This is a genomic window from Aurantimonas sp. A2-1-M11 (genome assembly GCF_036549475.1).
In the GTDB taxonomy this organism is placed as follows: Bacteria; Pseudomonadota; Alphaproteobacteria; order Rhizobiales; family Rhizobiaceae; genus Aurantimonas.
The window spans coordinates 1-24,043 of the sequence record NZ_JAZHLI010000053.1; the positions used below are offsets into that span (position 1 = coordinate 1).

The 24,043-nt window shown below is 59.0% G+C and carries 23 protein-coding genes and 1 pseudogene; 9 read left to right on the plus strand and 15 right to left on the minus strand.

The features are described from left to right. The 5 genes and pseudogenes from VQ042_RS19140 to VQ042_RS19160 form a co-directional block, all read right to left on the minus strand. Positions 1-314: pseudogene (locus VQ042_RS19140) on the minus strand (ISAzo13 family transposase); the annotation flags it as partial. Positions 315-621: 307 nt separating this feature from the next. Continuing rightward, the gene (locus VQ042_RS19145; protein WP_331821913.1) at positions 622-3,513 is read right to left on the minus strand and encodes a bifunctional diguanylate cyclase/phosphodiesterase; all 2,892 of its coding nucleotides are present in this window, start codon (positions 3,511-3,513) and stop codon (positions 622-624) included. Between the two features lie 249 nt (positions 3,514-3,762). Then, entirely contained in the window at positions 3,763-4,764 is a 1,002-nt protein-coding gene (locus tag VQ042_RS19150; protein ID WP_331821914.1) for a sensor histidine kinase, read from the minus strand. A 49-nt stretch (positions 4,765-4,813) separates the two neighbouring features. Continuing rightward, positions 4,814-5,632, minus strand: coding sequence for a DUF6538 domain-containing protein (locus tag VQ042_RS19155; protein WP_331821915.1), 819 nt, complete (start codon positions 5,630-5,632; stop codon positions 4,814-4,816). A gap of 536 nt (positions 5,633-6,168) precedes the next feature. Beyond that, positions 6,169-6,807, minus strand: a complete 639-nt coding sequence (locus VQ042_RS19160) for an inner membrane-spanning protein YciB (RefSeq protein WP_331821916.1) — start codon at positions 6,805-6,807, stop codon at positions 6,169-6,171. Between the two features lie 457 nt (positions 6,808-7,264). Here VQ042_RS19160 and VQ042_RS19165 point away from each other — a divergent pair, with 457 nt between their 5' ends. Then, positions 7,265-8,509 carry a PQQ-dependent sugar dehydrogenase gene (locus VQ042_RS19165; protein ID WP_331821917.1) on the plus strand — a complete coding sequence of 415 codons (1,245 nt, stop codon included), beginning with the start codon at positions 7,265-7,267 and terminating at the stop codon, positions 8,507-8,509. Positions 8,510-9,104: 595 nt separating this feature from the next. Continuing rightward, positions 9,105-10,352 carry a PRC-barrel domain-containing protein gene (locus VQ042_RS19170; protein ID WP_331821918.1) on the plus strand — a complete coding sequence of 416 codons (1,248 nt, stop codon included), beginning with the start codon at positions 9,105-9,107 and terminating at the stop codon, positions 10,350-10,352. 214 nt (positions 10,353-10,566) lie between these two features. On the opposite strand, the gene VQ042_RS19175 is transcribed toward VQ042_RS19170, so the two are convergent. Together VQ042_RS19175 and VQ042_RS19180 are read right to left on the minus strand one after the other, a co-directional pair. Further along, a complete protein-coding gene (locus VQ042_RS19175; RefSeq protein ID WP_331821919.1) occupies positions 10,567-11,214 on the minus strand; it encodes a DUF998 domain-containing protein in 648 nt (215 codons plus the stop codon). Between the two features lie 181 nt (positions 11,215-11,395). Beyond that, complete coding sequence (locus tag VQ042_RS19180; RefSeq protein ID WP_331821920.1) at positions 11,396-11,653, minus strand: hypothetical protein; 258 nt, start codon at positions 11,651-11,653, stop codon at positions 11,396-11,398. 298 nt (positions 11,654-11,951) lie between these two features. On the opposite strand from VQ042_RS19180, the gene VQ042_RS19185 reads away from it, so the two are divergent. After that, entirely contained in the window at positions 11,952-12,929 is a 978-nt protein-coding gene (locus VQ042_RS19185) for a calcium/sodium antiporter (protein ID WP_331821921.1), read from the plus strand. Positions 12,930-12,967: 38 nt separating this feature from the next. Here the strand turns inward: VQ042_RS19185 and VQ042_RS19190 are convergent, their stop codons facing one another. Next, entirely contained in the window at positions 12,968-13,126 is a 159-nt protein-coding gene (locus VQ042_RS19190) for a hypothetical protein (RefSeq protein WP_331821922.1), read from the minus strand. A gap of 435 nt (positions 13,127-13,561) precedes the next feature. Between VQ042_RS19190 and VQ042_RS19195 the strand changes: the two genes are divergently transcribed. Then, positions 13,562-14,575: an AI-2E family transporter gene (locus VQ042_RS19195; RefSeq protein WP_331821923.1), complete on the plus strand. Its 1,014-nt coding sequence runs from the start codon at positions 13,562-13,564 to the stop codon at positions 14,573-14,575. A 277-nt stretch (positions 14,576-14,852) separates the two neighbouring features. After that, on the plus strand, positions 14,853-15,422 hold the full coding sequence (locus VQ042_RS19200) for a hypothetical protein (RefSeq protein ID WP_331821924.1): 570 nt from the start codon (positions 14,853-14,855) through the stop codon (positions 15,420-15,422). 170 nt (positions 15,423-15,592) lie between these two features. On the opposite strand, the gene VQ042_RS19205 is transcribed toward VQ042_RS19200, so the two are convergent. Both VQ042_RS19205 and VQ042_RS19210 read right to left on the minus strand, forming a co-directional pair. Further along, entirely contained in the window at positions 15,593-16,594 is a 1,002-nt protein-coding gene (locus tag VQ042_RS19205; protein ID WP_331821925.1) for a dienelactone hydrolase family protein, read from the minus strand. Between the two features lie 114 nt (positions 16,595-16,708). Continuing rightward, entirely contained in the window at positions 16,709-16,960 is a 252-nt protein-coding gene (locus VQ042_RS19210) for a hypothetical protein (protein ID WP_331821926.1), read from the minus strand. A gap of 531 nt (positions 16,961-17,491) precedes the next feature. Here VQ042_RS19210 and VQ042_RS19215 point away from each other — a divergent pair. The 4 genes from VQ042_RS19215 to VQ042_RS19230 all read left to right on the plus strand — a co-directional run bounded on the left by VQ042_RS19215 (position 17,492) and on the right by VQ042_RS19230 (position 20,028). Then, a complete protein-coding gene (locus VQ042_RS19215) occupies positions 17,492-17,941 on the plus strand; it encodes a hypothetical protein (RefSeq protein WP_331821927.1) in 450 nt (149 codons plus the stop codon). A gap of 118 nt (positions 17,942-18,059) precedes the next feature. After that, positions 18,060-18,425: a DUF1622 domain-containing protein gene (locus VQ042_RS19220; protein WP_331821928.1), complete on the plus strand. Its 366-nt coding sequence runs from the start codon at positions 18,060-18,062 to the stop codon at positions 18,423-18,425. Between the two features lie 230 nt (positions 18,426-18,655). After that, entirely contained in the window at positions 18,656-19,162 is a 507-nt protein-coding gene (locus VQ042_RS19225; protein WP_331821929.1) for a DUF305 domain-containing protein, read from the plus strand. 479 nt (positions 19,163-19,641) lie between these two features. Then, positions 19,642-20,028: a hypothetical protein gene (locus tag VQ042_RS19230; RefSeq protein ID WP_331821930.1), complete on the plus strand. Its 387-nt coding sequence runs from the start codon at positions 19,642-19,644 to the stop codon at positions 20,026-20,028. Positions 20,029-20,299: 271 nt separating this feature from the next. Here the strand turns inward: VQ042_RS19230 and VQ042_RS19235 are convergent, their stop codons facing one another. From VQ042_RS19235 to VQ042_RS19255, 5 genes are all read right to left on the minus strand, one after another. Then, positions 20,300-20,791, minus strand: a complete 492-nt coding sequence (locus VQ042_RS19235) for a MarR family winged helix-turn-helix transcriptional regulator (RefSeq protein ID WP_331821931.1) — start codon at positions 20,789-20,791, stop codon at positions 20,300-20,302. A gap of 387 nt (positions 20,792-21,178) precedes the next feature. Next, the gene (locus VQ042_RS19240) at positions 21,179-22,126 is read right to left on the minus strand and encodes a PRC-barrel domain-containing protein (RefSeq protein ID WP_331821932.1); all 948 of its coding nucleotides are present in this window, start codon (positions 22,124-22,126) and stop codon (positions 21,179-21,181) included. Positions 22,127-22,465: 339 nt separating this feature from the next. Then, a complete protein-coding gene (locus VQ042_RS19245; protein WP_331821933.1) occupies positions 22,466-22,684 on the minus strand; it encodes a hypothetical protein in 219 nt (72 codons plus the stop codon). A gap of 45 nt (positions 22,685-22,729) precedes the next feature. Next, positions 22,730-23,218, minus strand: a complete 489-nt coding sequence (locus VQ042_RS19250) for a hypothetical protein (RefSeq protein WP_331821934.1) — start codon at positions 23,216-23,218, stop codon at positions 22,730-22,732. Between the two features lie 573 nt (positions 23,219-23,791). After that, positions 23,792-24,034 carry a DUF6894 family protein gene (locus VQ042_RS19255; protein WP_331821935.1) on the minus strand — a complete coding sequence of 81 codons (243 nt, stop codon included), beginning with the start codon at positions 24,032-24,034 and terminating at the stop codon, positions 23,792-23,794. Between the last annotated feature and the right edge of the window lie 9 nt (positions 24,035-24,043).

The window sequence follows — 24,043 nt, forward strand, 5'->3', positions numbered from 1 at the left end:
CGCTCCGGATCGCCCCGCGTCGCCGGTTCGACGAGGCGTTCGAGATCGGCGAGCAGCGTCGGATCGCGATCGGTCAGCGGCCGCGGACCGCCGCCTTCACGCCGGACGCGGCCATGCGGAAGCGGCGGTGCGTCGAGGTCTTTCAATCCGCGCCCGATCGTCGAGCGGGCGAGCCCAGTGATCGCCGAGACCGCCGCCAGCCCGCCCCGGCCCGCTGCTCGCGCCTCGCTCGCGGCGAATACCCGCCGGCCCCGCTCGTCTCGCTTCGAGCCGTCTGCCGCCCACCGCTGCTCTATTCCGTACCGGTCGACCATGCCTCCATGGCTAATCCCCGCCGCTGCGACAGGGAATCGCACCACGATGAGTCATACTGTCGCAGCCCAAACCCAACAGAACCGATTCAGTAGTGAATGCAGATGTCCTAAGTCCAGTGGATCCATGCAGATGCGTCAGACACCCGTATCACAGGAGCCCCTGTTGGTATGGGGTAGCTTAAGAAAAGAAGACCGATCCGAAGCCGGACTAGGCGGCGATTTCCCAGAGGTTCTTGGTACCGTAATGCCGGATTGATGGCCATGTTGCGGCAACTGGCATCCGCCGTGGTGGCGACATGGATTTCGATCAGGCAGGACGCAAAGAGCCGAACTCCCAGCGATCGAAGGATTGAGAACTCAGGATTGTCGGCACCTCCGACGCGGCCACTGCGCGGCTAAAGAGGTAGCCTTGACCAATCGTGCAACCATGGGCCCGCAGATAACGGGCTTGGTCCGTAGTTTCGACGCCTTCGGCAACAGTCTGCAAACCGAGCACTCTGGCCATTTGAAGCACCGCGTCGATGACGGCCGTTGCCGGCGGATCAGTTTCGTCAATCCGTTCGATGAAGGATCTGTCTATCTTGATCACGTCTACTGGGAACTGCTGGAGATGGGATAGTGAAGCATACCCTGTGCCGAAGTCATCCAGGGCAACCATCACGCCAAGGGCTCGCAACTGCTGTAGCATCCGGGACACCTCCGGTCCAAGCTGGCCAATCAGGACAGTCTCCGTGACCTCGATGTCGATCTCGGAAAGGGATTGCCCATGCGCATGGGCATGAGATTGAAGACGTTCCGCCAAGTCATGACGGCGGAAATCACCCGCTGAAATATTGACCGCTATACGTCCCGGCACCATGCCTTGCGACTGCCAGCGTGCGAGATCGGAAAACACGCCCGAGAACATGCGATCTGTAAGTCGAACCGTGATGTCCGCATCTGAAAATGCTGCTTCGATCTCGGCAGGCGGCAGGATTTCTCCACGCTTCCCGCGAATGCGAAGGAGGGCTTCCCAGCCCATGATCAGGCCAGTATGCAGGTCAATTTTCGGTTGGTAGAACGGCTCGATCCGGTCTTCTGCCAAGGCGGCGCGTGCCACTGTCAACATCCGCGACCGACGCTGAGACGCATCTTTCAATGAAGGCGAGAACTCGCGAATGCTACCGGGCATTTCCGCCTTTGATGCATACAGGGCGAGATCGGCTGCAATCAGAAGCTCGCCGGGATCGTCCGCGTCACGCGGCCAGATGGCGACGCCAACGCAGTAGCTGATCGGAATATGCATCTCGTCGAACACGATGGGAGCAACGAGGTGTTCGAGGATTAGGTGCACCACATCACGGTGCCTCTCTGTGGACAAAAGATCGGGAAGGATGACAGCGAATTCGTCCCCACCAAGACGAGCAACCGTCGCACCTTCCGGAATGCTGTCCGATAGACGTCGAGCGGTCTCTTCTAGAACCTTGTCCCCAGCAGCGTGCCCCAGCGTGTCGTTCAGTTCCTTGAAGCTGTTCAGATCCAGCACCACCAATGCTACTGAGCGGCAGTTTGCCCTTGCCTCCTCAATGGCTGATTGAATGCTCTTCTGATAAAGTGCCCGGTTAGGTAGCTTCGTCAGCGGGTCGTGATAAGCGGCCCAGTTCAGTTCGGCCTCCGCCACTTTCTGCTGGGTAATGTCGAGCATTGATCCAACGAGGCGAACCGGCCGTCCCTCGTCACTGCGCACGATGACGCAGCTAGTCTTCACATCGATCCAGTCTCCGGATACGACGAGGAACCTGTACTCTTCGTTCCAGTAGTCAGCCCCTTCGTCCAATGCCACTGTTTGGCTGACGAGAACCCTCTGGCGGTCATCGGGATGAATGTGGTCCAGCCACCAGTTCAGGTCTGTGCCCCGATGGAGTTCGGGGTATCCCAGAACCTTCTCGTAGGCCCCAGCCCATGCAGCGCGCTGCTCCCCGAATGACCAGTCCCAGATGACATCATTGGAGGCATATGACGCGATGCGAAAGCGCTCTTCGCTCGCGCGAAGCGCCGTCTCCGCGAGCACTTGTTCATGGATGTCTTCAAGGCTGCCATACCATGCGAGGATAGAGCCTTCGTCATTCCAGCGGGGTCGCGCGCGGGCGCGAAACCATCTGTACGTTCCATCGACGAGGCGTACGCGATACCGAACGTCTGCGAGATCGCCGTCACCAGTCTTGATCGCCTCCGCCCAGATTTTCGCAACGCCGGGCAGGTCGTCAGGATGAACCACGCTAGCCCAGCCTTTGCCTACTCCTTCTTCAAGGGGCTTCCCGACAAGCTCTGTCCACCGGGGGGCGATCTCCGTCACCTGGCCATCGGGATCGGCAACCCAAGCGATCTGCGGGTTGAGTTCGACATACGCCTGATGATGATCTTGTGTCGTTCGAAGGTCTTCGAGCGCCTTGATAAGGCGACTTTGCTCTACTGCCGTCGCACGAGCAACGCTCAGCGAGTGCCAAGTAAACGCGATGGCGGCGGTCAGTAAGACGACGAACGCTACGACCACCACCGTCGCCAGTTCGTCGGAGGTCGCCCAGAATGCAGCCTCTTCAACAGTCCCGATGCCAGGCGTGATCGTCACCCCGGACATAGCCACGAAGTGCAGCGATACTATCGCCCCAAAGAGGGCCGCAGCGGCGGGCCACGCCACCGTGTAGTGCGTCCACTTGGCGAATAGCCATCCCGACACGACGCCCAAAGCAAGGCCCAGGGCGATGGCTATCATGCTGGCGATATGATTGTGGGCCACGCTCCCTGCGACGCGGATGGCATGCATGTCCAGGAAATGAGCAAGGGCAATGCTGAGACCGATAACAATGCCAGCCAGAATGCCACGTTGCCGGTTGAGGAAGCCAAAAACCCACCCAGCCATTGCGAGGCAGACGGCGGCCAGTATCGATAGAGAGGCGGTTGCCAGATCGAAGTGAATGTCGAGGTCATTCCGATACCCCAGCATCGCGGTGAAGTGCGTTGTCCACACACTCAGCCCTGTCACTGATCCAGCAAAAAGCAGCCAGCTTCTTCGAGACACTTTGGTCTCGGCCTTCAGGGCATGTTGCGCAACTGAGACCGCGGTCAGGCACCCGAGCGCGCAGATACCGGCTGCCAACGCAACGAAACGCAGGTCATGCTGATGAACAACAGTGTCGTAAAGGCTCCACACGCCAGCCATCCCGTTTCTTTGAAGTCAGAATAGGGGACGAAAGTTCGCAAAATCTGAAGTCACGACGATTGCCGGAAAATCTAGGTGGCATTGTTTCATGAGACGCCAGTAAGCCCGCTAGCGCTGTTCAAGCAAGCAGGAAGCGAGACCCGCGCACCTCGGTCAAGAGCGCAACGAAGGCGCTGAGGCGTCGCGAGCCGTCACATCCCGACACTGTGTCCGTAAGAAAAAAGGCCTTACCTGCCGGGGCAGGTAGCCTCAGGTCGCCAGCCGCCCGCTCTTCAGCACCAGCACGACCACGACTCCCTCATCGGACCAGTCGTAATTGATTGTGCCGCCAAGTTGGCCGGCGACGCTGCGGCGTACCAGATTCGAGCCATAGCCCTCCGCGCTTTCCGGCGCCTCGACCGACGGCCCGCCCCGCTCGGTCCAGACCAGAGTGACATCGTCATCCTCAGTGGTTCCGGACAAATCGAAAATGCCCGTATCGGTCGAAAGCGCGCCGTATTTCAGCGAGTTGGTCGCCAGCTCGTGAATGATCAGCGACAACGTCGTTGCGGCCTTTTCGCCGACACCCATGCGCGGCACCGCCACCCGAATGCGGCCCCTGAAGGCACCGAGATCCTCGTAAGGCGCGAGCAGCACCGTTAAGAGATCGCCGAGCAACACCGCCTTGCCCTGATCACCAGGCAGCGGGCGCACTAGATCATGTGCGCGTCCTAACGCCGCCAGCCTTCCAGTCAGCTCCGCCGCCATTTCCTCGGCCGTGGTCGTCGAGCGCGAGGCAATGGCGGTGAGGCCGGAGGCTATGGCGAGAAGGTTCTTGACCCGGTGGCTCATCTCGCCGGCAAGCAGCTCGTGGCCCTCCTCGGCATTCTTGCGGCCCGTAACATCGAGGAAGATCCCAAACATCTGACCCTGGTGCAGCGCCTCGTCATCGCCAAGGCCGCGGGCTGAGATCCAGCGGATTTCTTCGCCAACAATGATGCGGAAATCGATCTCGTAGGGACCGACTATGCCTCGCGTCGCCGTAAAGGCTGCACGCACGCGGTCGCGGTCGGCCGGAAGGATATGCGCTGACAGATCCTCGAACGTCACCTGATCGCTCTTCTCAAGCCCCCACAAATCGAAAGCCCGCTTGTCCATGTCGAAATCGTCTTCCGTGACGGTCCACGCCCACAGCGCGACACCTGCGGCGTGAATGGCGCGCCGTAGATTTTCTGGCTTGGAAAGCGGATGCTGGGGATCGCCAAAATGCATACGATGAAGCCCCTATGATCAGTTGCTCACCCGCAGCATCCCGAAGCGCTTACTGAGGTGCAGCGAACGACACGTCGACAGTCGGCGCCGACGGCAGCGCAAACGCCTTCGACGCCGGATCGTCGAGCTTCTCGATCATCGATTCGTAAGCCGCAATCGCATCATGCTCGAGAATAAGAAGGTTCTGGACCACCATCTGGAACGGATCTTCGGTTCTGTGGTTACCAAGGGATGTTCCTTGTGTTCGGGAAAGCAGGAAGGTCTGAGCTGTTCTTTCTGTTCCTCGCTCGCGATTGGCCAGCGTCGGCTCGAGACCGACATCTTCCATCTGTTGTCGTACGTCGCGATCGAAGATGACGCCTCGGGCGCCCTTCTGCTCTGCCCAAAAGGTTTCGGCGATCACCATGACGTGCGGCTCCGGGAGGCCGTGGCGCAACAGCAAAGCGCGCGCGGGGCACTCCGCTTCGAAGGTGAGCGGCCGCGTCGTGCCGAACAGTTGGATCAGTCGGTAGGCCCAGCCAACCTCGATATCGGCTTCCATCTCCCGCACGTCGTCGACGCCGCCGCTGCGTCGGACCGCGAAAGCGATATCCTCGAGATGCGCGCTCATGCGCTCGATCTCGGCGCGGAAGAGCTGGTCGAGCTGGTCCTTGGTGGTCATCGCGGCGGTGGGTCTCACGGTCAGGTCGGCAAGCAGCGTGTTCAGCCGCCGCGCCATGTAGGCCGCTTTGTGATGGTCGGACAACCGAAGCGAGAATGAGAGACGGGCCTGTCGCGGCACCCGCCGGAACCGCGTGGGGACCCTGGCACGCCAATAGAAGGTGTGGCCGTGTCGTTCGAGATTGCTGATGTCGTGCCGAGTCGCCACTGCCCGGATCCCTTGAGCTTGGAGCCCGGGATCGGCCGCATGGGCATCACCTCTGGGCTACAGGTTTGGGCCCAAAGCACCGAGATGGCACCGAGAGGATTCTCAGTGACTGAAAACAATAGCGATTACAGTGGCTTGAGATAGACTGGCTGGGGAACCTGGATTCGAACCAGGACTAACGGAGTCAGAGGCCGATGATCTATAACGGAGGCCATCTTCACGAACCCTTCAAAACAGGGGTCGTACGCCGAGACAGCCATATGCAGCTCTTAGAATTTCGCATTCATATCCACCTCATATCCAGCACCTGTTCTCTGGTGTTATCCCCAGCTTGTCTGGACGCCAATGAGCCGAGGCTCTGTCCCCGTATCGCTGCTCGTGTTGCCCGGCCCCCGCGTCGATCCGAAGCAGGAAACGGCCGACAGAGCTTGAAGATCAGACGTCCTACGCATTGAGCTCCGAACTACCGACGCTGAAGCTTCCTAACGGGATGACGGGATGCGGGGCAGGCATCACCAGTGCAAGGGGACGGAGGATCAACTGTTTTGTGTTCTCCGGGCCAGCGCTATGTCGGCGCTGTCTCGCTCTTCCTCAACTTTGCGATCCGCTTCAGCCGATAAATTATCTCGTATAAGCGGCCACTGCAGTCCTAGGAAAAGCAAGTTCAAAACAGGTGCGGCTACCTTGGACCAGGCCCAAACCTCGGTCGAGAAGTTGCGCCAAATTACTTCGTTCAGAAGTGCCATGAGCAGGAAGTAGAGCGCCATGCGGATCGACAACGTTCGCCAGACGTCGTCCGTCAGTTGAAAGCCGGCCTGGAGTGAGCGCTTTAAGAAAAGCCGCCCGAAAACAAGGCCGATCAGGATTGCGAGTGCACCGCCAGCATTTACTACCGTTGCGCGGAACTGAAGATAGGATGCATCGTCGGACAGTATCGTGAAGCCGCCGAAGACACCTGCCAGAATGACCATACCCGCGGGCATGTAGGGGAAGTGCCTTTTCACGAACCAAGAGTAGAGCGCCGCGGCGGCGGTTGCTACGAAGAAAACTGCGGTGGCAACAGCGAGACTAGCTGCCTGCAGCCCGATGAGAAACGCAAGTGTCGGTCCGATCTCGATGGCAAAGCGCTCGAGTAGCTTGCTCTTGTTGATGGTGCGCCATGGAGACAATTTCATTTTTCCCTATTGTCTGCATCAGCTACAACTGACGCAGCCATTTCGATCTGACGCGAAGATAGAATTTTCGTATGACATTTCAGGCAGGCGAACCTTCATCGAGCACGAGGCCGTAAAAAACTGTCGCTCGGACAGTGCCGGAACTTCAAGCGTGGACGACGGGCTCAGTTCCCCGGAAGCCAGGCACCAGATCATCGTCTCGTAACCGATCATCAGACTGGAGCGGCAACAGGAATGCCTGATCACGGTCGGAATCTCGCCCCGAGAGACCATACCTAAGCGGCCTACATCCGTCCGACTGCTGGAGGGTGAAGCCTTTCAGAAGCAGGTCCGACTGCCGTCGAGGCAGATTAGATTATGACAGAGGGGCATCTGCCAATTCGGGAACATGCGCGGCAGGGGGGAGTTGGTCGAAGACGAACCAATGTGCTGACATTCCACGTGCGGAGGAAACATCGTGAAAATCGCATCGAATTCAGTCGCTGTCGCCGCTCTGCTGGTTGCCTCATCCGCTTCTGGGCAGACGGATCAGGACGCGCCCGGTGATCCCCAGTTCGAGTGGGGGGAACGCAACACGTCCTACTCGCCGGCCTTCGACGCGCAGTTCCGAGCGCCAATCGTCGTCACCCAAACCGAATTCGACGTCGAGACCATCGTGGACGGCCTCGTCCATCCCTGGGCCATCAAGAACCTCCCGGATGATACCGGCTACCTCGTGACCGAACGCACTGGCACCCTTCGTCATGTCACGTCCGACGGAGTCCTTTCGCCACCAATTGGTGGTACGCCCGAGGTGCGTGATGAGCGGCAGGGCGGGATGCTCGACGTTGAGACGGGGCCGAACTTCGCCGAAGATCGAATGATCTATCTCTCCTACGCCAAGCCCACCGGCACCAACGAAGCGGGCATGACTATGTCGGCCACCGCCGTGGGTCGCGGACGGCTGTCTGAAGACTTCACGATGGTCGAGAGCTTCGAGGACATCTGGGTGCAGGATCCGTCCGCGCCCGAGCCGCTCCATTACGGCAGCCGGGTCGCCTTCGATGACGACAACCATGTCTTCATCACGACGGGCGAGCGCTTCACCTTCGAGAACCGCCCCCGGGCCCAGCAGCTTGGGGCGACCTGGGGCAAGACAATTCGGGTCAACGCAGACGGGTCAATCCCTGAGGACAATCCATTCGTCGGCGTCCTCGAGGCGGACGACTCGATCTGGTCCTACGGGCATCGCAACATCCAGGGAGCCCAGGTCGTTGACGGTCAACTCGTGGTGCTTGAGATGGGACCGCAAGGCGGCGACGAGATCAACTTGATCGAACCCGGCCTGAACTATGGCTGGCCGCTGGTTTCCTATGGCCGGCGCTATGACCGGTTCGGCGGCGCCCCGATCGGAACGGGGACGGCAAAGATTGAGGGTGCGGCGCAGCCACTCTACTTCTGGGATCCCGTGATCGCGCCGGGTGACTTCGTGGTCTACGATGGCGACATGTTCCCGGAATGGCAGGGGGATTTTCTGATCTCGGCTCTCGTCGCCGGCGGACTGGTACGCATTTCGCAGGGCGAAGATGGATTGGTTGAGGCCGAGGAGCGGGTTTTGCCCGACCTGAAACGCACCCGCGACGTCGAGGTCGACGACGATGGTTCGCTTCTCCTCATTACAGATCAGGAAGACGGCCGCCTTCTGCGCATCACGCGCCGCTGATCCGGCATTGGGCGAGGACGAGTTCCACCCACTCCGTCCGCATCGTGCCCCCCGTTCCGGTACTTCGCCGCTCGATCACATATGTCCCGGCATCGAAATCGACCGGACTGGAATCTGAAGGGCGATGGCCATCTCGCAGCATTCGCTCCCAAGGTTGAACCGGACGCGATTTTGCCTGTGCGATGGGCGCCCCCTCTGTCTGCGGTCGCGGATTGATTACGTGCCTCGACCTGCAGCCTAGACGAGTTGCCGGCAGCCGACATCGCGCTTGCCTGTAGGCGCATACATATCGGAGTTCCTGTTTCATTGAGTTTGGTCGATCTGTTTCTGCATGACCGGGATAATAGACCCGTTCAACTGGGATGCAGATAAACGTGTTCCCGACCAACAGAAAACCGCTCTCTTGCACTGGATTGTGGAGGAACACGGCCGGCGTGCGGTCATTGCACTTTATAGCGCGTCACCACTGGCGATTTTCAGGTGCCCTCGGGACCCCAAAATACAGGCCAATCTACCTCGATGCGTGCGCTAACGAGGTAGTTGGGTACCCAGCATCACAATCGCGACCGAATTGAACAGATGGAAGGAGACGATCATGAAAAGAACGACCTCCACCGCAATTGCACTGATCTTTGCGACGAGCGCTGCACCCGCACTCGCCCAAACCACCTACACTTTTGCCGACATCGACGCGGACGGAAATCTTGAACTGAGTTCCACCGAGTTTGCTCGGGTGGCACAGGATAACTTTGGTCGTTGGGATGCCAATGCAGATCAGCGGATCGACGAGGACGAGTTCTACGTCGGCACATATCATATCTGGGATGCAGACAACGACGGTGTCCTGACCTCCGAGGAATACACGGCGGGCTGGGACGGCTGGCTGGTTGACGAAGAGCGCGTGACTTATGCGTCGCTGGACGCGGACACCGATGGCGTCGTCTCGGAAGACGAATTTGGGGCCGGTCTCGGAAACACGTCCGCTTTTGGCACATGGGACACCGCCGGCGATGGCTTCCTCGATGAGGAAGAGTTCTCGACCGGCCTCTACAATGTATACGACATCGACAACGACAACATCATCGCCCAGTCCGAGTATGCTGATTTCAACAATGTCGCCTCGATGACTGCCAACGCCGGTGCTGTCGGCGCCGCTGACAACACGCTAACGGCCGAAATCATCAGTCTTTCCGAATGGAATTATGATGACCTTTATGCCAGTGGAGTCAGCGCCGAGGACTTCATCGACGAGATGGAAGTCTATGGTCTGACCGGAGATGAGATCGGCGATGTCGAAGATGTCATCATTGGTTCCGACGGTAAGATCTTGTCGGTGATTGCCGAAGTTGGCGGTTTCTGGGACATGGGCGATACCCATGTCAGCGTTCCGTGGGAGCAGGTCGAACTGAGGCCGGGAGCCGATGGTATCATCGTCCCCGTGACCGAGGAGACGGTGGAGGACTACGGCCTCTTCGAGAATGATCTTGTCACGGCAGCGACCGCCACCACTTCGATTACGGCCGAGGTTGATGATGCAGAGTTCGGGCCGCGAGCTTGGCGCGTATCCGAGCTCATTGGCGACTACGCCCGGCTTCGCCAGGACGACGGCTATCGCAACTATGGCTACGTCAATGACGTCATTCTTCGCGACGGTCAGGTTGCCGCGGTCGTCGTCAATGCCGACGTAGGCTACGGCACCAGGGGTGCATATGCCTATCCCTACTACGGTTATGGTGCTGGTTACGGCTGGGGGCCAGGCAACCAGTATTACGACCTGCCCTATGCCGAGAATGACATCGGCGAAATGGAAGCTTTCGACTCCGGACGGATCGGAGCTCAGTAACGAACGCTCCACCTGACACCAAAGGTGCGATGCTCGGCTATCTGGAGGCCTCGGCGAATCAGCCGAGGCCTTTCTCATGGTGGTGGTGGATGCGGACCTGCAGAAAAGCGGTCAGAATTGCGACGGGCTCGCGCTTCTGCAGCACCCCGCCGTCGCTTGTTCCTGGCGGTTGCGAGAGCTGGAATCGCTTCCGGTCTGTCGCACAGGCTGCAAATCAACTGTAATGTATGCGCGCACGATATCCTTGCTCGAAGAAGACGGCACAAAGCGTGACGACAATGGCACAGGCGATCAGCCCGAGGGCGCGCTCCAGAAGGCCGTCTATGCTGGTTGGCGACAGCAGGAAGACCGGACACAGCACCGCCCACACCAATGCCAGCCCGATCAGGACACGTCTGGCCCAGGTGCTATGGTGCCCGATCCCACCGGCCATGCAGAGCGGTGCCAGGGTGAAGAGCGCGCCCAGTCCGTAGACGAGATAGATGTGGATCACCACGCCGTCATCGTCGCCGTCGCCATACTCGTTGCGCGCCCCGATGATGATGACGAGCGCGGCGAGGATGGCAAACGACACGACGCCGATGGACCATCCCGTCCTGCCCAGATGGGCATGCGCGGCAGCGAGTGACACGGCGAACAGGCCGGCCGCGAACCCGTAGAGTGCGACGTCCATCACGATCTCCCACTCGCCGGCGGCAAGATCACTGATCGTATCCGAGACCCAATGGTGATCCGGGACCAGAGCCTGAGCTACGAACGTGCCTATGATCAGCACCGCACATCCCAGGATCCCGATGCCGGCGAGCGTCATGAGAAGATAGGGGCGCTCCATGACTGCTGGCATGCCGCTCGAGTGCTTCATGGATCTTTCTCCTTTGCCTTCTTGACAGACCTAGTTTCCAGCGATTGCCGGCTCCTTCGGTGAGTCCCTGCCGATCGCTAGGGCGAGCCCCCTGCAAACCGGAAGCGGTGGGGGTAGTGAGGACCACAGTGGACCGAAAGTTGGCGGCAGCCTTGTCAATTTTTCTCACGAGCTGAACGCATTACTTTGCGATTACCAGCTCGGCCCCGAAGCGCAGAGCGAAGCAGACGGCGGAGGCAGCGGAGGCAAGCGCCGCGCGGCGATTGAGGACTGCGTTGCGGTTGAATGCGACGACAATCCTGTTGATGTCGGCAGAGTCCAGACGCTCGAACTGCGAGATCCGTCTGACCGACCGAAGCCCGGCCTGATACCAGAACCAAGCCGCTAAGAGCGCCGTTGCGATCGCGGCTATATCAAGGATGTAGAACGTGGTCGGCATTCAGTCGGCTCTTGTTGGTCAGGGTTCGGTGTTCACTCGTGAAGACTCGGCAATGCCGGGTCAGCGCGCCAAAAGGACCATCAATAGTCCCGCCAGACTGCGTTCAACAGGCCCGATCTGATCGGCCAAAGGATATTCTTTGGCCCTTGCCTTCAACCGAGACAAGGGCACCTTCAGCTCAGGAAAGGCGATCGCGGGCATGGAACAATCGGATGGAGGGGAAACTCGCCCCGCAAAGTCCATGCATCACCTGTGCGCTGCGATCAAAGAGCAGAAATGAAGCGAGGGGTTGTGGATCATGGAAACGTGGGTGCCGTTGGCCGTAGGGTTTTTCCTGCTTGTACTGGGTGGAGAGCTTCTGGTCCGCGGGGCAGTCCGGATCGCGACCAGGCTGGGGGTGTCGCCGCTTGTTATCGGCCTGACACTCGTGGGTTTCGGAACGTCGATGCCGGAGCTCGTGACGTCCGTTCAGGCGGCGCTGTCGGGTTCTCCGGGGATCGCCTATGGCAACATCGTCGGATCCAACATCGCGAACATATTGCTGATATTCGGGGTCTCAGCCCTGATCACCCCGATCGCGGTTGCTTCCGGCGCCCTGAAGCGCGATGGCGCAGTGATGGTCGCAGTCGCCGTGCTGTTCGTTGTGCTCGGGCTGACGATGCCTTTCGGCCGCGTCGTTGGGATCCTATTCCTTCTCGGATTGGTGACCTACGTGTTCGTCGCCTTCCGCCAAGAAAGTGGTGGCGTGACGGCACATGGTGCGGTCTACGACAAGGCGGCTGCGACGCAGGAAGCGGATCCGGCGCTGATACCCAAACCTGCGGATAGCCAGGCGCTCGCAACACCGCTTCTCATCGCTGCCGTGGGGCTGGGTTGCGTGGTCGTCGGGGGTTACTTTCTGGTCGAAGGTGCGGTGAATCTCGCGCGGGCCTTCGATATCTCCGAAAGCGTCATCGGCCTGACCATCGTCGCCGTCGGAACCTCGATGCCAGAACTCGTAACCTCGGTCATGGCTGCGATCCGCAAGGAATCCGAGGTTGCCTTTGGCAATATCATCGGGTCGAACATTTACAACATCCTGGGCATTGGCGGAGCGACCGCGCTTCTTGCCCCCACCGAAGTGCCGGCCGAAATCCTGGGTTTCGACAATTACGTGATGCTCGCAGCCTCGGTCCTCGTCATCGCCCTAGCCTATACCGGACGTATCATCTCGCGCGTCGAGGGGGCTGTGCTGGCACTCTGCTACGCGATCTACGTCGCTTGGCTGTGGCCGTGAGCAGCAAGTGCTACAGCCCCGGAGCCGTCGCCCAGATCTCAGAGCATGGCGTGAGAGTTGCCCAGCGGCGAGGGAAAACCTTCATCGCACTCGGGCGATCGATCGCAGATGAGGCTGCGGGCAATCTGCTTTCTCGGATCAGAAGTCAGCTCTGATTCCTCGACCTGTCGTCGACTAAACAGCAGCTTCAGATCCACACGGCCTCACGGACTGATGGCAACTCCGTGTCACTATTCTTGCACCCGCTGACGTCGCCGGCAAGGAAGCGCACGACCACCAACTTGCGAATGAGGGCCCAGCGAAGAACGCCCTTATCCCGCGCTCGTCGAGATGAGCTTGTAGCCAAGCCATCCAGATCAGAAAAATTTGCTGTTTGCGGGATCCGGCAGGAAGTCGACCTGCGATTTGAGAGGCTGCGAACACAGATGACGACTGCTCTACTAGCGATCCGATCCCTGTCAATCGAGCTCGGGACGATCCGACGTGTTGAGTTCAAGCACTTCGTTGACACTCGGTACAAGGCAAACCCTAAGCATAAACACGCGGAATGCCCCCGTTGATGCAGCCGATCCGGCGACGGCGCGTTGCCTGATAACAAATCTTTTCGCATCCTACAGGCAAGGCAGACTGAGATGTTGCAACCGGACGTGATTCGCAACCGCCTCTTGGCGGTGATCGCCTTCATTGTCGTGATTGCGGCGCTCCGGTGGAGCTACGAAGTAACGATGCCGCTGGTCGTCACCCTCTTCATCATCGGCGCGGCTTGGCCGATCAAGCCGTGGCTGGAAAAGATACTGCCCGAAAGCCTCAGCTACGCCGGGACGATCCTCGTCCTCTTCCTGATCCTGGCCGGCTTCTTCCTCGTCATCTATCTCGCCGCCGCGCAGGTCGCCGGCACCTTCGCCGAAAACCAGGAGCGGTTCCGCTCGATCTACGACTCCTATGCCGCTTGGGCGGCCGAAAGGGGACTGCCAGTCCCTGGCGGCAACAACGGTTACGACAATCTCGTCGCCATCGCCCAGGTGGTATTTTGGGACGTCTACACCGTAGTTGGCTATCTCGGTGTCATCGCCATCCTCGTCATCATGGGACTGCCCGAAGTTCCCACCTTCGCCAAGAAGCTGCGCGAGCAGTTCGACGCTCGGGAAAACCGCGAGTTGATCGATACGATCGACGAGACGGCCGGAAAATTCCGCCAGTATATCGGCATGACCGTGCTCGCTAGCCTGATCACCGGCGTCGCCTCGGCGCTGTGGGCTTTCGTCATGGGTCTCGACCTCGCGTTGATTTGGGGCGTCCTGAACTTCCTACTGAACTTCATTCCCGTGATCGGCAACATCCTCGGCATCATTCCGCCGACGCTCTACGCCTTCATACAGTTCGGCGACATCACGACGCCGATCGTCGTATTCGTTGGTTACGCGGCGCTCCAGCTCTTCATCAGCAACGTCGTCTATCCGATGTTGCAGGGCCGCGGCATGTCGATGCCTCCAGTGGCGATCATCATGGCGCTCCTGTTCTGGGGGTGGGTTTGGGGCATCGCCGGCGCGCTGCTGGCAGTGCCGCTGACCGCCGCCCTCCTCATCGTCTGCCAGCATTTCAAGAGCACCAAGTGGATCGCCAATATACTGGCCCGAGAAAGATAGTATACGTTTCCGGCATTGGGACGGAGATTGTTTCGCTTGCCAACAACGGCGGCGTGCAGCAGGCATATAGAGTGGAAAAAATTCTCAATCAATTTGCATGCGTCGAGTATCCTCACATTAGAAGTTCTCGATTTGGAGAAGCATCGCGATTTGCCTGCTACGCACACGATCATCTAATCACGCATCTGAGCAGAGACGCTTAGCTACCTACAAATTTCCTTGGAACATCGCGCTCCTCATCCTGTTCCATTTGTCGTAACGTGAGGGAGAGAACACGATGATCAGAATATTTCTTAGGACAGCCACCGCCGTTGGCCTCCTCATTTCGCCTGCGATTGCACAGGATAGCGGGTCAGCGGCGAGCGAAAGCGAGCCCCTTCCGCAGGCCGAAACAAGTAGCCCGGAAAACGACGCTCTTGCGCGAGAGAACGCACAGCGGCGAGCCGAGGAGGCAGGTTTCGATGATGTAGCAGTCGTTGACCGCGCTTTCGTTCTGCAGGGCGTCAATGCCGCGGGGAATGAGGTGTTCTTCATAGTGAATCCGCCAGGCGCGCTAATCGGCATTGGTGGTCCCATGGATACTTCGGCGGATAAGCGCTCATCGACCGGTACCGAAGCCGCGGCGAACTCTTCTGGTGAGGAAGTCGAGGGAGATCGGACGACCAGCAACGAACTCAATACGCCGCAACCCGGAGAGCCAGCGTCCAGCGGCTACATGGCAACTCAGGTCAGCCCTCCCGGTGCACAAGTATGGGAGCAGAGCGATGCGATGCTTGAAGAGCTTTGGAGTGCAGAGGTGCTCGGAAGCGCGATGACCCGCATGGGGTTGGATCGCCCGTCGCAGTGATTTTTGCATTCTCGGGCTGCTTCGCCCTAAACGGTAACTCGATCCGCGCACGTCGCGCGGATCGATGCGTTTTACGAACCCGACGGTGGAATCGGCCTTGACTCCGCGAGTATTGAATTGCCGCTGACGCTTGGTTGGAACCTGATGGTTTGATCATTCGGTCATGGCCGTCAGACAGCGGTGCGTTCGCCCAGGAGCTTCTTCTCCGCAGAGAATTTCTGCGATATCTTGGCGCGTGCCGCGCTACTGTGGTGGCTCCCGCTCCCGGCCCATGGGACTTCGGCAAGAGTGGCTAGAAGGATTTCGTCCGAACGTTGCCGCGTCGCGTCGTCCTTCTTGATGAAGTAGCCGTTCCGACTTACCGAGCGTCCCAATATGGCAATACGGCTGATCATTCCGTTCATTCGCATGCCTGTGCGCTCGTCGTCGATCTGATCATCCGTGTCGATCCGCATTCTGCAATTGGCGAGGTTGAAGTTGACGAAACGCCTCTCGACGTCCATCCCGTCCCATTGGTGATAGATGTTCTCGAAGACCGTGAGATCGACCTTCGATCCGCCGCGTTCGAGATCGGCAGCGATCATCCTCATGCGCGCCATGTCGAAGTTGGCGTCGAGCCCTCCGAGCATGATCGCGACCGGTGCGCCGGTCGTCCTCGGATCGTTCAAGCGCGGAACGCTGGGGCCATAATAGGCGACGTGGCTGGCAAAACGCAGCCCGTCAGGCAGGAACAGCCTCGCGATCTGGTCGTAGGCGGTCAGGGTCGTGATCATCCCACCATAGGAGAATCCGATCACCGAAATTGCATCCGAGCGGATGTCGTTCCGCCCGGCGAGATAGCGTAGCCCTGCAAAGGCGTCGGCGAGCAGCATCGACTCGGTGACCCTGAGCGCCCGGATCGTGTCGCTGAAGCGGTGCTTGCCTCTCGACACGAAGCCGTCATAGATGATGGCGGCGTAGCCATTCTGTGCCAGGAAGCGAGCATAGCGACGCTCACGCACATCCTTTAGGCCTCCCAGGCCTTGTGAGATGACCACGGCCGGATACGGCCCCTCGCGATCCTCCGGAAGGTACAACTCCGCGTCGAGCATGACCTTCGGCAGGGCCCCGGCGGACTTCTTCGCGTCCCGCAGCAGAAATGGGCTTGAGGAAGGCACTGTCACGTTTTGCATTCGAACTCCGCTCTGCTTAAGCTCAGGCTCCTCGCCCTCGTTTCCCGCCCCCTTTCATTTGGTCCGTCAAAGCGCGACTCGCTCAAATGAGGCTTAATCGCCTTTCACAAGGCGTCACAAAGCGACGATTCTCCCGGCACCATCGCTCTTCAGACTTTCGATCGCCTCCCGCGAACCCGGCTCCATCGCAACGCCCAGTCTGCCCCCTTCTGCAATGATGAAACGCGCCAAATCATCGATCCCCTCCTCGCTCAAAATGCCGTTGTCGACGGCGATCCGCGCTGCGGTCTGCCTGACGATGAGGAGCGATCCGGTCGCGGCCGCACGGGCGACCGCTTCCAACGCCTGCTTCTGAGTCTGGTCCATAATATTTCTCCATAATCCTCGTACTGTAGGCAAAAAAGTGTGTTCGTCGTTAAATTATTATAATTTACGCGATATAGCCAAGATTTATGCGGTGTAAATCTGTGCGAAGTAGATATCAGAGATCAACTTCTGCTGCCAGAATGCTTTCTCAAATCAATGCGATCATCGCGTTCAGGCTGATGGCGGACGTAACCCATGCTCCGACGCATGGTCGCCTGGCCTGATCGAGCACATATGCGAAATTGTTTCCATTTAGAGGTTTCGTCGACTGAACCGGCCGGCGCCCCCGACTTCCAATCTCACCGACTTGGCGCCGATCCGCGCACGCGAGCGAACAAATCCCGTAGTGGACCGTTAGCGAACTGAAGACGAGCGGAGGACGCGGCGCAAACGTCGCCGGGAGATTGATCATGGCGCCCCCGACGGGCGCAGCCCCCGCACTTCCACCCTGACGACCAACTAACCGGAGACAACACGATGCTGCTATCTCGAAACAGATCCGCAACGATACTTGGAAGACAGACTGGCGCCATGGCAGGGGCGCTCCTCATTCTCGGCCAGTTGGCGAGTGTGACCCCCGCGCTCGCGCAATCGGACCAGCTCACCACGGTCGGCGGCGAGGTCGCGCCTCCCATCGAGATCGTCATGGGAACCGCGGAGGGAGAACTCCAATGTCTTCCTCCCCGGGCACGGCTGCCGGCGGAAGAACCGCTGACCCTGCGCGTCAGAAACATCTCGGAACTGCCGGTCACCTTCGTCGCGCCGGAGTTCTTCAAGGCGGCAGACATGGTGGAGACCACCGACACAGCCCTCGACGCATCGACCGGCGGCTTTCTGGTTCCTCCTGAAGACGAGGTCCAGATGGTTATCCGGGAGTCGCCGCCCGTTGGCGAATATGGCTACGCTTGCAGCGTGCCGGGTGTGCAGCCGACCGTCCAGTCGAGCGGTTTTTTGATCCTGGTCCCGCCCCCCGCGGAGTGAATTTGGAGGGTGCGCGCTAGCGCCGCTCGGTTTTCAACAACAGGTGCCGGCAGTACTGTGATTGGCACTCGCGCAGCAGCAACGTTGTCTGCTTCAATAACACCACAGGGAGTTTCGAATGGACGAGGCTCTGGGCCAAGCTTTGCACTGGACGACGCGCGGCATCGAAGTTGCAGGCATCCTCGTGATCGTCATCGGGACGATCGGCGCCACCATCACCTTCCTGAGGCAGCGGTTCGGCGGTGACAGTTCCGAGGCGTTCCATACGTTCCGATCGAGCCTCGGGCGTTCGATTCTTCTCGGGCTCGAATTCCTGGTCGCGGCGGACATCATCAATACCGTCGCCATCGAGCCGACGCTGGACAGTCTCGCCGTCCTTGCCGGCATCGTCCTGGTGCGGACCTTCCTCAGCTTCGCGCTGGAAGTGGAGATCGAGGGGCGATGGCCCTGGCAGAAGGGCCAGCCGGCAGCTCAGGACAAATGACCGGAGCGACGCGCCAGGCCGCATTCATCCGGGTTTGACGCGTTCCGCACCGCCGTTCAACGGCTTGTCTGCTGACCGGCGTCAGGCACCTGGCGTGGCCGAGATCTGCCAGCGGTTTTCGAGAAAGATTCTGCGCACGCCGTCCGCCGAAGCACGGAGCGTCTGGCCCCCGGACGCATCCATGCGGCGCCGGCTTCGTTCGCCCTACAACCGGAAAAGGAAGGCACATCATGAATTACACCCGCTTCGGCGCAATGATCGCCACCTCGACCGTCGTCATGTTCGGTTTGATGTATCTCAACACCTACGCCCTGGATCATGTCTTCTACAGCCAGACGCGGACCTGGATGGCGGTCTACATGGGCGCCGTGATGGCCATCGTCATGCTCGGTTTCATGTGGTCCATGTACAAGAACAGAGCCGCCAACATCGGCATTCTGGTCGGTGCTGCGATCGTCTTCGCGGCTTCGCTGTTTCTCGTGCGCAGCCAGGAGACGGTCGGCGACGTCGCCTACATGAAGGCGATGATCCCGCACCACTCGATCGCGATCCTGACCAGCAGGCGGGCCGAGATCAGCGATCCCCGCGTGCGCGAGCTTGCCGACGAGATCATCGCCGCGCAGGTGCGCGAGATCGACGAGATGAAGCGTCTGATCGTGGATCTCGAAGCGACCCCCCCGGCCGAGGATGCGCCGGTCCTGCCGGCACGACCCGCGACCGCCGCAGGCATGCCGTAGTAGCAAGAGCAGCGGTGGATCAGCCGATCTTCGAGCAGATCGAGATCGTTGTCGGCGATCTTGTAGTCATCGAGAACGATCGCTTGCACAAAGGATCGTGGCCATGGCTACGGGCGTATAACCCAATCCGACGGTTAGGCTGTGGAGAGCCGCCGTGGCCCATCGCCGGGGCCGGCGGTTTTTTCCACGCCTTTGAACGCAGAAAGCCTTGTCCCGGTCAGCCCTTCAAACCTACGATGCTCGTCCACTCTTGACGGGCCGGTTAGAGCCGACATCATCGCGCCGCGCTGCACCATCGGATGCAAACTGCTGAAGCGAAAGATTACAGTCACGTAATTTATTCGTAAGCCGGAGCACATGCGGTCATTTCCCGGCTACGCGTTGTTAATGTGCATTTTCTGAACGATCTGCGGACCCATCCATTGGGTTCACATGCGCTCAACCGCGCAGTGTTCGATGTACAGCGAAAGGATTTTCTTATGAAAAAGCTGCTTCTCGCAACCACCATGATCGCTCTCGGCGTTTCGCCATCGATGGCCCAGTCGAGTGACACCAATAACGCCGCATCCACGAACGGCGGTGACACCTCCTCCTCTGCTTCTTCGATGTCTGCGGAAGACATGGTCGTTTCGCAGGAAAAGGTGTTGAAGGCGCTGGAAACGGCAGGTTACACCGATGCCGCGATCATGGACGCCGCCTACATGGTGCAGGCCCAGACGCCGGACGGTGAGATGGTCCTGATGATGATCGACACGAGCGGCCGTGTCATGGGAGCACAAAAGGCTTCCCAGGGCGGCAGTCAGTCTGGCTCCTCCGCCCCCGACTCGGCTGCTCCCGAATCGTCGTCGACTGAGACGAGCAAATAAGCGGCAGCATTTGAAACCTCGAGGCCGGCGTGCTCTGTGCGCCGGCCCTGTCGTAAGCGGATTAGTTCAGCGTTTGCGCCAATTGCAAGCCCTCAGCTTCGGCGCCGAGAACCAAGCTATCGGTGCGGCGGCGAGCATGCCGAAGACCACGAAAGCAGGATAAGCTAGAGATCACGAGCACGATCCGAAAAACGTGTGGAAACGGCATCCCCGCGAAACTTTGCTCTGGTGAGGTTTTAACGGAATTTCGGCCAAATGGATTTGATCTCGATCACGCGGTACTCTGACTCTGGCGATCGCGAAGCACGCGTGTTTTACGTTTGAAATGCCCATCGACCAGGTCAAAGCTAGCCTTGATCGCATGCATCTCTGATACAGGAAGATCGCCGGCGAAATCCTCCTCCAACCGCTTCCGTATCTCCCACAACACACGTTGGGCCCTCGCGCCTTCGGGGGAGAGAACAACGCCGGACGTTCGGTGTTCATTGCGAAACTTAACGCGCTTCACGAAGCCTTTTCGGGCCAGCACTCCAAGCATTTTTGATGCAGTTGGCGACTGAACTGCTAAGCGTTTCGCAATGACGGATACAGATTGAGGATGTTGTTCCGACAAGATGTTTATCAAGTCGTCTTGGCCGACCACCAAGTCTGCGTCACGGACGGCGAGGCCGACGTAGATGCGGGTTAGCTTCGTAACACTGAGAAGGCTCTTTACGAGCTGACTATCCGGGATCCGCTCGTTGCTATGGCTGGTCTGATTCACGCTATGCCTCCCATCAACACACCGACAAACCCGCCCGAAAAGTCAGCGTTCAGGTAGATCCCGAGCGTTCAGGTAGATCCCGGCCCGTTTCGGATTTTATTTCCTATTCCGGAGTTCGCCAATTACGTTTTGTCAGACTTGAGGCACTCGGAACGTAGAGCAAAAGAATCGTTCATGCGCAGATAAATGATGCATCCGCCTTTGCTCTCATCTTGAGCGTTCCGGAAACCACGCATCCGCGATGCCGAAGTCATTACCACGCCAGCCGTCTTTGACCGCACATAGAGAAAGCAAACGCCTCACCAACTGAGCGATTTCTAGCGAAGGTCCACGACAATTTTGGGCTGTCGGATCGTCCGACAGCCCATAGGAGTAGACGGGAGCGGCTTACTGCTGGCCGACGGTGATCAGCATTCCGTCTTCCAGCGCCGGATATGGATCGTCATCGAAGTCTTCCAGCGCTTCGACCTGGCTCTTCGAGACGTTCGTTGCCGTCATGCCACTCTCCGTTGCGACCAGCGACGACAGCGGAATGGCAACCTGCTTTTCTCCAATCCCAAGGACGCCGCCAACCTCAACGACTGCGAAGAGACGATTGTCGACCCTGACAATTGCGTCGATCTCGCCGAGCGCTTCGCCATTGGCGTCGATCACGTCAAAGTCGGTGATGACTGCAACCGTGACCTCGCGCTGCCCTGAAGCGGAGGGGTTGATCGCCATAGTCTCATTGTCGGTGGCGGAGGATTGCTGGCCGGCTGCCGCGGTGTTCCCCGCATTCGCCATGGGCGAGCCATCCGCGTTCTGATAGATTATCTCCGGGTCGCCCTCTCCCTGATTGACAACCACGTTCGCGTCTTCACGCTCGTAGCTGATCTGCGGCCGCTGGTCGGACTGGCGAAGCTGGACGTTCGCGTTGGCCTGTTCGACCGTCACATTGGCCTGATCCGTGTCGTCGTCAACCGCGACGGCGGCGTTGCCGGAATCGTCGATAGCGACTGTGGGTTCGCCCTGGCTCACCGAGATCTCCGGCTGCGCCATGTCCACGTTCACATTCGGATCGGGCATCCGGACAGTGATGGTGGGCTTGGGAATATCGACCGTGATCGTCGGTGCGGGCTGCGTCATGGTGATGATCGGCTGCGGCTGTGACACAGAGACATCCGGGGCCGCCTGATCGACCTCCACCGTCGGCTCCGGAACATCCATTTTGATGACGGGAGCAACCGGCTCTACAACCACGTCGGCTTCAACCTCGGCCGGGCTATTATCCTGGGCGTAGGAAGCGCTGCTCAGCGCCGAACCCGCCAGAAGCGTGATGACAAAAATATTGCGCATAACAATTTACCTTTCGATGTCGATTGGTAAGCCACCGAAACTCAAACTGGATTTCGGTTTCTCTGCATTCGCAACGAACCGGGACGTGCACTGTTCCAGCGGGCGTTCCGAATTCTCTTCTGCTGCTGCTTTCTGATCCGTCCGCGCAGCCTGCTTGCACGGCTAGGGACGCAAGACGAGACTCGTTCGAAACGGCGCTCGTTTACCATGAGTGGTCGAGCGCAACGGCATCGGCCTGTCACAGGTCGATTGCATCCATCTCAATGAGCGAGTGGCTTGCAAGCCACATTGCAGGAGGGCTTGCTGGAGCCCTCCTGCAATGAATAGCACCGGACGCCGTCAGTCCACCGGATTGACTGGCGCTTCTTCCGCCGGCACCACCCCCTGCACCTCGGTGGGCGTGGTCGCCAACTCTTCATCGTCACCGCCAATTGCGCCCAGTAGCCAAGCGAGAAGGAGAAGAGCGAGAATGGCAACCAATATGATTCCAACCCACTTGCCGACACTGCTTTTGTTCTGCTTCGGCGTAGTCACCTTCGGATCTCGATATTCAGCCATTTTGAACTCCTTTGTATAAATGTATCGTTCAATTATCCCCTGAAACTAACGCGGGGAGCGCTCGGTCGCGGATATGTCTCGCTTGTAGGAGCGCAGATATGGATCCTTTTGGTCGAGGTCGCGCTGCCCAACCAGTCGCGGATCGCTTGCGCTACGGGACGTATCGGAATGGGCAACGACTACTCCTTCCCTGAACTCATTATTGAGAGCGTCCAGATCATGGGCCTCGGCCTCCGGACGACGCATAATCTCCTGGACGCGCTGGATGCGCTCGTCGTCTACATTAACAGAGACGACGTAATCGCCGCGACGCACGCTGCGCTGATAGGTGCGAAGATCGTCCTCAGGCAAATGAAGATCATGAAACTCGTCCATCAAGCGGCGGTCGGCCTCTGGGCCGCTCTTGCGCGCCGTTTCGTCCGCATCGGGAAGCACATGGATATGGCCTCGCGAAATCCCGAGGCTCTCCAGATCCTTTCGAACAAGGTCGGCTACGGCGAGGCTGCGATAGACAGCGGTAACGTTACGTTTCATGATCATTCTCCTCGGATCGGAAAGATTATTTCCTCCATCAATTCAGGAGCATGTCGGTCGTTCCGTTAATCGGAGTCTCTTTTGCTTCCCAGCTATTCGAAATTCGCGGTGTAGCGGTAGGCAAGTGGAATGTCTCGCATCGAGGACGTTCCCATGCTTCACGATGCTTGGGCAAAAAATACCCCCCCCTCGCGATATCAGCGTGAGTTGGTTCTTTACGCTTGGCGGTCACGGACGCGGACAATCTGGGGTTTATCTAGCAGGAAGCCGATCCGCAGTTCTGCGAATGGAACCGCAACAATAAGCTGCTAGTGGAGACCCAGATCAGCAAAAATTTCTGATTGCGCGCGAGCCGAACGTTAGCTGGCAGCTCCAGGCATCTACAAAGCGAACGCCATCGTGCGGCTCTGGACCCGCTGGAAGGTGTTGATCAGCTTGGCTGCTCTGGTGCCGAACGAACTCCCATGCAGCCTATTTTCACCGTCCCCACCCGGAATTCTGCCACCTCTGTGATTGCGCTCAATTTCCGTTTGGATGCGCAGGCAGGGGCAATCAGTCGCCAAGGGCGAAACCTCAGACCTTACCCAGCCAGACGGCGTCCATCTTCATTGTCGCCCTGAAGACATTCTCGCCGGTTTCACAGCGGGCGGTGACCGTAATCGTGTGGTGGTCACAAGCAGGAGACACCGACTTGGCAATATCCGGAAGCGCCTCAACTGCCGTGTTACGCACCGCATCCAGTGTCCCGCACTCAATGCCTGTGTCGTCTTCGCTGAACCTCTCATGATCATGAATGTCGAAAAAATAGCGGGGCATTGTGTTCTC